The following is a 10,257-nucleotide window of genomic DNA, read 5'->3' as shown; positions in this document are numbered from 1 at the left end:
TCGTCGAAAGCGCGAAAGACCGAGATTCTAGTGACCCGGTCCCCTTCTTGCAAGCAGTTTTTTCGAGGCCCCGGGCGGAGCCCCGAGAAGCACTGATCCGGCAGCGCCAGATCGACCCTGATCACACGTGACGCGACATCACGCGTTCGACGATCCGCAAATAATGATTCAGATCCGGCGTCGGTTTGCCAGCCGCCTTCGCGAGGTCGTCCCAGCGGCGCAGACGCACCGCGTCCTCCGCGAACGGGCGCTTCGCAAACTCGCGCGCCTGTTCTTCGCTGTAAATGCCGCCCTGCAGTTCCAGGCTACGAACCGAATCTGCCGACAGGCAGCCGAAATAGCCCTCGTCGGTCGCACAGAGATAACGCTTCGCATCCACGTGCAGCTTGATTGGCTCGAGCACGCTATCCGGCAGCACCGCGCGCAGAAACGGCAGTGCGTAGTACTGGTGGAGGTCGTCGATACCGCGCTCGGTCGGCGTCTCGCCCTGGCGATTGAGAAGGTGACCGAGGTCGTGGAGGAACGCCGCCGCCACCAGTTCCTCGCTCGCGCCCTCCTCCTCGGCCAGCGCGCCACTTTGCAGCGCGTGCTCCAGTTGCGTGACCGGCTCCCCGCTGTACGCGAGCGCGCCGTAGCCGTCGAACAATCCCTTGATATCCGCCAGACTCAATGCCATCCCACTTGCTCCCAGTTCCATAGCGGCAGCCCACACGCTCCCGCTTTCCGCCTCTACCATTGCAGCTCGCGCCGCCTCGAATCCTCAGTCCGCCCGGCGTCGCGGCACCCGCGCCGCGATCACCAGCAACGCCGCCAGCGACACGATCAGGAGGATCAGCGATAGCGCCGACGCCGGCAGGTAATAGCCACGCTCCACCGCGCCCACCACGACGATCGGCACCGTGGCAAAGCCCGGCGGATACACCGTGAGCGTCGCGCCCAGCTCGCCCAGCGACAGCGCAAAGCCAAGCGCGAGACTCGCGCGGATCGCCGGCACGAGTTGAGGCAGCACGACACGGCGCAGCACCATCGACGGCGGCGCACCGAGGCTGGCCGCAGCCTCGCGCAGAATGGTCAGTTCGGGCCGCAACGCGGCCGACGCACAGCGATAACAGAACGGCAGCACGAGCGCGAGCTGCACCAGCACGACGATCGCGGCAGACCCCGAGAGATCGAGCGGCGCCTTATGGTAGGCAATCAGCACCGCGAGGCCGAGCACGACGCTCGGTATGCCGTTAGGCACCATCGCCAGCGTATCGACCACCACGCCAAGGCCGCGCCGGTCGCGCCCCTCGAGCACCAGCGCGAGCCACAGTCCCAGTACGGTGCCGAGCACCGCCACGCCGAAACCCACCTCGAAACTCGTGAGGAGTGCGTCAAAGTCATCCGAACCGAGACGCTCGAACCAGCGCATGCTGAAGCCATCGGGAAGGATCGTGCCGGACCAGTGCGATGCGACGCTCGACAGCGCCACGACAATCACCGGCAGCACGAACAGCCAGAAACACAGCAGCGCGGCGAAGCCCGCCAGCGCGACGCCCGCCATGCGCGCAGCGAGATTGCGCTCGGCCGCCTTCGCGCGGGGATGCAGCGGCGGCAGCGCCATGCGATCGGGATTAGCGGCCATGACGCGCGCCTCCTTGGGAACGGCGGTTCACGCGCCGGTACAACGTATAGAGCGAAAGCGACATGGCGAGCATCACGACCGCGCCGGCGGCGGCAGTCGGCAGATCGAGGTCGACCGTCGCCGAGCTGTAAATCGCCACCGGCAGCGTGACGAGGTGCGCGCTGCCGAGCACGAGCAAAATGCCGAACTCGTTGAACGTCAGCAGGAAGCACAGGATCGTGCCCGCCGCGATGCCCGGCCACGCAAGCGGCAGGATCACGCGCGCGGCGACCATCCACGTGTTCGCGCCGAGACTGCGCGCGGCTTCGATCAGCCGCATGTCGAGCAGCGCGAACGCGGCGAGCGTGGGACGCACCACGAATGGCGCGTAGAACACGACTTCCGCGAGGATCACGCCGCCCATGCCGAACAGGAAGTCGAGCGGCGGCGCCTGCAGATGGAAGAGGCGCTGCAGCCCGATGCTCACCGAACCCTGCGAGCCGTAGAGAAAGATCAGCGTAAAGGCGACGAGAAACGAGGGAAACGCCACGAACAGTTCGAGGAAGCGCGTCACGAGGCGCGCCCCCGGAAACGGCTTGAAGAACAGCATCGCGGCAAGCGCGACGCCGAGCACCGAGGCGAGGCCCGCGCTCACGCAGAGGATCCAGAGCGTCGTGCCGATCACGCCGCGCGAATCGGGATTGCCGAAGAACGTCGCGTAGGCGCCGAAGCTCAAGCCGTGCGCACCGGTGAGGCTCAGCAGCACGAGACGCACGAGCGGATAGACGACGATCGGCCCGAGCACGAACACGAGCAAAAACGCGATGTGCCACTGCGCGCGGCGCTCGCGGCGGCGCACGGCGGCCGCGTGCGCGTCGGCGCCCGCCAGCGGGAGCGCGGAATCAGGGGTTGATAAGGACGACATCTTCCGCCTCGTAACGCAGGGATACGCGCATGCCTTTCTCCGGCGTCATGCCGTGGCCGCGCTGCAGGGTGACGAACACCGGCTCGTTCGGCATGGCGTCGAGCAGCACCGGCACCGAGAGCACCGAGCCGTACCATTCGACCGATTCGACCGTGCCGTGCAGCGAGCCCTCGCCGAGCGGCACGATGCGCAGGCTCTCCGGCCGCAGGCAAGCGAGCCTGTCGCGCACGTCGTGGCGCGCGTCGCCCACCGGGAACACGACGTTCGGCGGCAACAGGTTCGCCGCGCCAAGATAGCGCGCCACATAGGCGTCGTTCGGCGTGTCGTAGAGTTCCTGCGGCGTGCCGAGCTGCGCGATACGACCGTCGCGCATGAGCAAGGTGCGATCGGAGAGCACGAGCGCATCGTCCTGATCGTGCGTCACGCAGACAATCGTGAGATCGGGCAGGCGCTCGTGCAGCGCCTTGAGCTCGGAGCGCACCGAATGGCGCAGATTGGCGTCGAGCGCGGAGAGCGGCTCGTCGAGCAGCAGCACGTCCGGCTCGATCACGAGCGCGCGCGCGAGCGCCACGCGCTGCTGCATGCCCCCGGAAAGCTGCGCGGGCATGATGTGGCCCGCGTCGCCGAGCTGCACGAGTTTGAGCGCGTCGGCCACGCGCCGCGCGATATCGCGCGACGGCACGCCGCGTGCCTTGAGCCCGAACGCGACGTTCTCGAACACCGAAAGGTGCGGGAACAGCGCGTAGCTCTGAAAGAGGAGACCCAGATTGCGCCGATGCGGCGGCACATGGGTCAGGTCGCGGCCCGCTACGTGGAGCGAGCCGGCGAGTTCATCGGCCTCGATGAACCCGGCGATGAAACGCAGCAGCGTGGTCTTGCCACAACCGCTGCGGCCGAGCACGGTCAACAGCTCGCCGCGCCGGATCGTGAGCGACAGATCGTCGAGGACAGTGCGGGTGCCGAAACGGACGCTCAGACGGTCGATCTGGACGCCCGCGGTTTCCGTTGCGCCTGCGGTTTCCGTTGCGCCCGTGATGCCGGACTGGTCCGGCAGGGCGCGGGCCATGCCGGCCGGCGAGAGGCTTGCAGTATTCACCGGGTTCATCTCCTTCGCTTATTACCGACTACCAACCACGCTTACTGCGGCTTGACGACTTCGAGCTGCTTGCCCGACGAGCCGATCACTTCGTTCTTCCAGCGCGTGGCCCAGTCGCCCTTCTTCGCCATCACCTGATTCCAGTCCACCGGAATCAGCTTGACGCCCGCAATCGCCTGCTTGACCGCCTCGCCGTTCTTGCCCGTGAGCGCAACGTCCGTGCGGCCGGGGATGCCGAAGATGTCCGGCACCTTCGACTGCACCTGCGTCGACATCAGGTAGTCGATCAGCTTCTTGCCTTCGGCCTGGTTCGGGCCGTTCTTGATCAGGCCGATCGCGTACGGGAGCTGGAACGTCGTGGGATGACCGCCGGCGTCGGCCGCGAGGAAGATCGGCTTGAGCGAAAGACCGCCGTTGGCCGCGTCGTCGAGATCCATCTGCAGGTCGCCGTTGGCCACCGCGATTTCGTTGCGCGAGAGCAGCACGTCGAGGTAGCCCGTGCCCTTCGTGTGGAATTTCGCGCTCTGCTCGAGCTTCTTCAGATAGTCGAACGCCTTGTCTTCGCCCATCAGCGAAGTCGTCAGGATGATGACGGCCATGCCGTCGCCCGCCGTCGCCGGGTTCGAGTACGCGACCTTGCCCGAGTAGTCCGGTTGCAGGAGGTCGGCAAAGGTCTTCGGCTGGTTCTTCACGACGTCCGGGTTGATCGCGAACGAGAAGTAGTTGTTCACGAACGTGGCCCACGAACCGTCCGCCGACTTCGCCATCGCCGGCACGTTCTTGTAGTTCACGCTCTGGTACGGCTGCAGCAGACCGTTTTGCTGCGCCTGCTGGATGAACGGCGGCAGCGTGACGAGAACGTCGGCCTTCGGCGAATCCTTCTCGACGGTGGCGCGGTTCACGACTTCGCCGCTGCCCGCCGTCACGATGTTGACCTTGACGCCTTCCTGCTTCTCGAAAGCCGGCAGCACATCACGATAGAGATTTTCGAGACCGTCGGCCGTGTAGAGCACGACTGCGTTGGCCGCGTGCGCGCTCAGCGCGAAGCCTTCCAGCATCAGCGCGGCAGCCAGCGTCGGCAGCAGTTTGCGTGCGAAACCCGCGCGATGGGAATTCCTGTGGTTCATGTCGCTCTCCGAAGGCAAAAACCGGGGTTGCTCGGGGATACCCGATGCGTGTGTGATCGAACGTCGGCGGACTCTGCCGCCTGCCTTGCCCCGGCCGGCGCCGCCACGAATTGCCACTTGTTTGCAATCCGCCCGGCCCGGCCCGAAAACCGCGGCCTGCACACGGCGCCGGCTGTGGCCCGCCTGACGTGCAAGCCCATCTGAATGGGCATCGAGAGAATCTCAAATTTCCGTGACACTGCCGTGACGAATGTGGCAATCGACAAAAAATTCCACAAATTGCCAATTTTCGATTTGAGCGAAATTGCAGCGTGGCGCGGCACCTTGGTGGCGTCTTCGCGGTGCAATCGGCAGATCGGAATGGCGGAGAAAAGCCGCCTAGGGAACCCGGCGCAAATCGTCGCGCCGGCCGGCTTTCGCCTCAGACTGAGGCGACGATCAGTTCGGGCCCGCGCGCCGCGATCGCGAGCACGACCGACTTCTCCGGCGCGCCCTCGGTAATGACGTAGCGCACCCGTTCGAAGCCGTTGATCCGCACCGGCGTCACGCGCCCGAACTTCGACTGGTCGGCCACGACGATCGCGCAGCCCGTGGCCATGAGCATGCGGCTGCGCACCTCGGCGACCATGCGCGAGTAATCGGTCAGCCAGCCGTCGACGGTGATGCCGCCCGCGCCGACGAACGCATAGTCGGCGTGATACTGGTCGAGCTGCTGCACGGTGTCGAGGCCGAATGTGGCCTCTTCGTGATCGGACAGCTCGCCGCCCAGCAAGGTCACGCGGTTTTCGTTGCGGCGGCCGAGCAGCAGCGCAATGCGCCAGTCATTGGTGTAGACGGTCAGCCGATGGCGGTCGGTGAGCGCGCGCGCCACGGCGTGCGTCGTGCTGCCCGAGTCGATGATGACCGAGGCGCCGTCGGGCACGAACGCGGCCGCACGCTCGCCGATCATGCGCTTCGCGTTGGCGTTGGCCGCCTCGCGCACGTCGATATCGGGCTCGCGCCGGCCGCTCGAAAGCGCACCGCCGTGGGTCGTGACGAGCAGCCCGCGCTCAGCGAGCGTATTCAGATCGCGCCGGATGGTCTCGCGCGAGACACGCAGCTCGCGCACGAGCTCGGACACCGAAAGCGCGCCATTCCTGTTGACTTGCGAAAGGATGTATTGGTGACGTTGTTCTGCAAGCATCTCGATGTGCGGCGCATGGCGCGCGTGGATTCGGAAAGGCCGCTGTATTGTATTACGTAGGGGGCGCACGGCATGCCCTTGCCTGCAGCCCACGCCTGGCGAGACGCGAAGCAGCAGCAATCCGCCCCCGGCGAAATCGCACTGCCGCCCGACACGCAACCCTGCTACTCTCGCCCTGTGCCCCATGTCCTGCCCCGCGGGCGGCACGGCTTTCATCGACAACGGCATCGATGCGTTCGAAACTCCGACAACTCCGACTCCTCTTTTGTGCGCTGCGTTACGGCGTCAGGCTGCTCTGGCTCGCGGCGCCCGAACATCACAAGCTGCACTGGTTCCTCACGCTGGCTTCGCGCCTGCGCGACGACGCCCGTTTCGCCTCCAGCCTGCACGGGGTGCTGCCTCAACTCGCGCCGCTCGCGGCCACGTTCGCGCAAACGATGGCGGCACGTCCCGAGCTCGCCGCGACGACCCTGCACGACGCCATCGAAGCGCTCGAGCGCCTCGATGAGCCGCTCGCGCCAGAGGGCCTCGACGCGGCGCTCCATGCCGCACTCGGCAAGCCACCGAAGACCGTGTTCTCGTGGATCGCCCCCACGCCGGTCCATCACGGCTGGTGCGAGCAAACGCACGTCGCGCGGCTGGCGCTGCCCATCAACGGCCATCAGAGGGTGACGCTGCGCGTGCTGCGCACCGACCACATCGAAGCCGTCGACGACGAAGCCGCGCTGCTCTGCGGCGCCGCGCGCTGGCTGGAGCGTTTCTCGCACGCCGCGCGCGAGCTGCGGCTACGCGAGCTGGCGCTGGTGCTGCGCGAGGATCTGCAGCGCCGCTTCGATCTGCGCGCGCAGGCCGCGAACCTGAGCCAGGCCGGCCATCATCTCGCCGACAACCCGCGCATTGCCGTGCCCGACGTGATCTGGGATCTGTGCACGCCGCACACGCTTGCCGTCCAGCATATCGACACGGTCGGCGCCACCGATCTGGCCGGGCTCGCCGAGCATGGCATCAACGTGACGCGGGTTGCGACCAACCTGATCGAAGTCGTCACGCAACAGGCGTTCGAGCACGGCTTCTTCCACGCGGCCATCGACGCACGGCATGTCTCGGTCAGCGTCGAAGAGCCGACACGCGGACGTCTGGTGCTCGCCGGTCCGGCGATGATGACGAGCCTGTCCTCACCCGAACGCGAATTCTTCGTACACGGCGCGACGGCGCTGTTCCAGCAGGACTACGGGCAGCTTGCCCAGTTGCATCATGCCGCCGGCCATGTGCCCGCGCACGCGCGCACCGAGCAGATCGAAGCCGAGCTGCGCACGCGCAGCGAAGCGCATTTCGCGGACGCTGCCGACACTCGCAGCGCCGGCGCGCTCTTCCACCAACTGCTGCACGCCGTGCAGCCGTTCGGCGGCGAGGTGTCGCCGCGGCTCGTGGCGGCGCAACGCGCATTCAGCCAGGCGGAGGATCTCGCGCGGACGATTCACCCCGGCGTCGACGCATGGGGTATCGCGCAAAGCACGCTCGCCGGCCTGGCGCAGCGCGATCTCGACCATCGCGGCTGGATCCGGCGGCTCTCGCAGGAGCTGCCTCATCTGGCGCAGATCGCGCCGCGCGTGCCGCAAATGCTCTTTCATTTCCTGCAGCACCACGCGGGGCCGCGGCACGGCCATCCCGCGGCGGCGAGCGCGCCGCACGCCGATCTCGCCGAAGCGCTGCGCCGCGAATACCGGCGTACGCGCACCCTGCTTGCCGCCTGCGCGCTGTGCGGCGCGGCCGTCGGCTTGGCGGCGGTCTGGCTGGGGCACTGAAGCGGGCGGCCGCCCGGCAGCCTGGGGTTGGGCGTGGGGCATTGCAGTCCTGAACAAGACGCGTCGCGGCGGCCGGGCGATACTGCCGGCCTTTCGGATCCCCCGCGCATGCGCGCTCCCCTGCAACCGACACCGATGCTCGCCGCCCTCGCTCCCGCCCTGTTCGTTATCCTCTGGTCGACGGGTTTCGTCGTTGCCCGCGCCATCGCCCCCTACGCCGACCCCAACCTGTTTCTGCTCGCGCGTTTCGCGGGGACGGCCGCGTTGTTCGCGGGCGTCGCGCTGATCGCGCGCGCGCCGTGGCCGCGCGGACGCCAGCTCGGCAAACACCTGTTCGCCGGCGCGCTGCTGCAGGGGATCTATCTCGGCGCAGGCTACTGGGCCGTCGCGCAAGGTTTGAGCGCAGGCGTCATGGCCCTGCTCGGCGCGCTCCAGCCGTTGCTCACGGCCGCCTTCGCCGCGCGGCTCTTCGGCGAGCGACTCGCGCCGCGCCGCTGGGCCGGCATGGCGCTCGGGCTCGCGGGTGTGGTGCTCGTGCTGCTGCCGAAGCTGCAGGCGGCCGCGCACGGCGCATCCGCGCCGGGCCACGCGCTCCCGGGACACGTGAACCCGCTGCTCGTGGTGATCGTCGCGGTGGCGGCAGTCGGCTCGATCACAGCGGGCACGCTCTATCAGAAGACCTCGCTCGCCGAGGCCGATATTCGCAGCGCGAGCGCCGTGCAGAACGCGGGCGCGGCGATCGTTGCCGCGCTGCTCGCGCTGGCGCTGGGGGAAACGCGCTGGGTCGCCTCGGCGACGCTCTGGTTTTCGCTCGCCTGGGGTATCGCCATGCTGTCGGGAGCGGGCGTGACACTGCTGGTGCGGATGGTCCGCCGCGGCGACGCGGCGCGCGCCACGGCCCTGCTCTTTCTCGCGCCGCCGCTCGCGGCGCTCGAAAGCTGGCTGCTCTTCCGCGAAACGCTCACACCGCTGCAGATCGCGGGCTTCGGCGTGGCGCTCGTGGGCGTGCTGATCGCGCGGCGCGATCAGACCGGCGATGCGCCCGCTCGCGCAATGCGCAAGGCGTCGCGCGCCTGAACCATGACGGCACGCGGCGCGCCGTCCCGTGCCCGGGTACGTCCCCGGTTTCGTCCGCCGTTCTGCCCTTAATCGGCCGTATCGCCACCTGCGGGCACCTTCGCGCGCGCCTTGCTGCCGGGAGCGGGCGCCCAGGCGGGACGCGTCTTGCGCTCCGAATCGATGACGACGACGAAGCGCCCCGCCCAGGGCGTGGCCTCGCGATCCGGATGCAGCACCCAGAGCGACTTGCCCGACGCGACGAGCGCTTCATACTCGGCGTCGATGATGCCGTAGTGATCGAAGAACATATTCAGCGACGCCGGAATCCGCACGCAGCCCTTCGAATGGCGAATGCCGAGCAGCGGCTCGAGCCGGTCGGGATCCGTGGCATGCATCTGGAAGCGCATCTGCGAGTAGCCGCCCTTGCCCCAGCCGCGTTCGCCGTTTACCCAGCCGAAGTCGTAGATGCGCATGTCGCGCTTGCCATAGCCGCGTATGCCGTTGTCGTTCATCGTGCCTTCGGCGCGGAAGTCCATATTGCCCGGGGTGTGCTCGAAGACACCGAGCGGCGTGAGGAAGTGATCGAACTCGCCGGGCCGTCCCGTCGCAACGGGCGAGGCGCCGATCATCTGCCAGCGTTCGCCGGGCGTCGCGCGAAAGTAGATGAAAAGCGCCTGGACGTTCGCGGAACGATCCACGAGGACGACGAATTCGCCCGCCAGCTCGCCGAGGTTCGCCGCTTCGAGCGCCGTCTGGAGACGTTCGCCGTAGGCGTGCTGGTCCGCGAGCGGCACGCTCAGGCGGCGCGTGACTGCGCGTGCGAATACCGCGCGCATTTGCAGCGCACGGTGCATTTCCTCGGCGGCCTGCTCGGGCGTGAGCGTGGGATGTTCGGGCAACGTGAACCCTGCAGGCGCCGAGGCTCCAGTGGGTGCTGAAGCGGCAGCGGCAGAAGCGGCGGCGGCCGATGTCGCGCTGCCAGAGGCCGGTGCGGCGCCCGACGCGGACGAAGCACCCGGCGCGGGTATCGCCGCGGAAGCAGGCACAGCCGACGAAACCGGCGCCGACGCGGCACGGGATCCAGCGCTCGATACGGCTCGCGGCGCCGTCCCGGCCGAAGCAGGCGCGACTTGCACGGCCCCCGATGCCACGTGCGCCGCAGCCGCCGACGCGGCGTCGGCCGACCACGCGGGACTCACCGCCCAGCACGCGCTGGCGCAGAGCGCGAGACGCAACGCCGGCGGCAACGAGCGGCCGGCACGCCGCAAGGAAAAACAGGAGGCGCCGCCCCGTATGCCGGCCTTTACGCGCACGCCAGGCCGGCGCGAAATCTTGTTGTTCATCGTTCGAGTACGGCCCGAGTGATTACGGCCTGATTATGCGTTCGGTGTGAAGGGAAGCGGCGTAATACCAGACGTTCGGAAACCGGAACAGGAAAGCGCCGACCCTCGCAGCGCTG

The 10,257-nt window shown here is 67.9% G+C and carries 9 protein-coding genes; 2 read left to right on the top strand and 7 right to left on the bottom strand.

The genetic code is table 11. The features are described from left to right. Positions 1-121: 121 nt before the first annotated feature. From V8683_RS24980 to V8683_RS24955, 6 genes are all read right to left on the bottom strand, one after another. The gene (locus V8683_RS24980) at positions 122-676 is read right to left on the bottom strand and encodes a phosphonate degradation HD-domain oxygenase (RefSeq protein ID WP_411192356.1); all 555 of its coding nucleotides are present in this window, start codon (positions 674-676) and stop codon (positions 122-124) included. Between the two features lie 84 nt (positions 677-760). After that, positions 761-1,543: a 2-aminoethylphosphonate ABC transport system, membrane component PhnV gene (phnV, locus tag V8683_RS24975; protein WP_411192547.1), complete on the bottom strand. Its 783-nt coding sequence runs from the start codon at positions 1,541-1,543 to the stop codon at positions 761-763. Between the two features lie 70 nt (positions 1,544-1,613). After that, a complete protein-coding gene (locus tag V8683_RS24970) occupies positions 1,614-2,528 on the bottom strand; it encodes a 2-aminoethylphosphonate ABC transporter permease subunit (protein ID WP_411192355.1) in 915 nt (304 codons plus the stop codon). Next, positions 2,506-3,624, bottom strand: a complete 1,119-nt coding sequence (gene phnT / locus V8683_RS24965) for a 2-aminoethylphosphonate ABC transport system ATP-binding subunit PhnT (RefSeq protein WP_411192354.1) — start codon at positions 3,622-3,624, stop codon at positions 2,506-2,508. Before phnT ends, V8683_RS24970 begins: the two co-directional genes overlap by 23 nt. A gap of 41 nt (positions 3,625-3,665) precedes the next feature. Continuing rightward, positions 3,666-4,751 (bottom strand): 2-aminoethylphosphonate ABC transporter substrate-binding protein, encoded by a 1,086-nt coding sequence (phnS, locus tag V8683_RS24960; RefSeq protein WP_411192353.1) that lies wholly within the window; start codon positions 4,749-4,751, stop codon positions 3,666-3,668. A gap of 421 nt (positions 4,752-5,172) precedes the next feature. Next, positions 5,173-5,934 carry a DeoR/GlpR family DNA-binding transcription regulator gene (locus V8683_RS24955; protein ID WP_411192352.1) on the bottom strand — a complete coding sequence of 254 codons (762 nt, stop codon included), beginning with the start codon at positions 5,932-5,934 and terminating at the stop codon, positions 5,173-5,175. Between the two features lie 230 nt (positions 5,935-6,164). On the opposite strand from V8683_RS24955, the gene V8683_RS24950 reads away from it, so the two are divergent. After that, positions 6,165-7,739: an ABC1 kinase family protein gene (locus tag V8683_RS24950; RefSeq protein WP_411192351.1), complete on the top strand. Its 1,575-nt coding sequence runs from the start codon at positions 6,165-6,167 to the stop codon at positions 7,737-7,739. 135 nt (positions 7,740-7,874) lie between these two features. After that, positions 7,875-8,816 carry a DMT family transporter gene (locus V8683_RS24945; RefSeq protein ID WP_411192546.1) on the top strand — a complete coding sequence of 314 codons (942 nt, stop codon included), beginning with the start codon at positions 7,875-7,877 and terminating at the stop codon, positions 8,814-8,816. 68 nt (positions 8,817-8,884) lie between these two features. Here V8683_RS24945 and V8683_RS24940 read toward each other — a convergent pair whose 3' ends face one another. Next, positions 8,885-10,141 (bottom strand): L,D-transpeptidase, encoded by a 1,257-nt coding sequence (locus V8683_RS24940; protein WP_411192350.1) that lies wholly within the window; start codon positions 10,139-10,141, stop codon positions 8,885-8,887. Positions 10,142-10,257: the final 116 nt, after the last annotated feature.

The organism is Paraburkholderia sp. AV2, assembly GCF_054968425.1.
The sequence above is the reverse complement of the archived record's forward strand: the minus strand, read 5'-3'. Positions and strand labels throughout refer to the sequence as shown.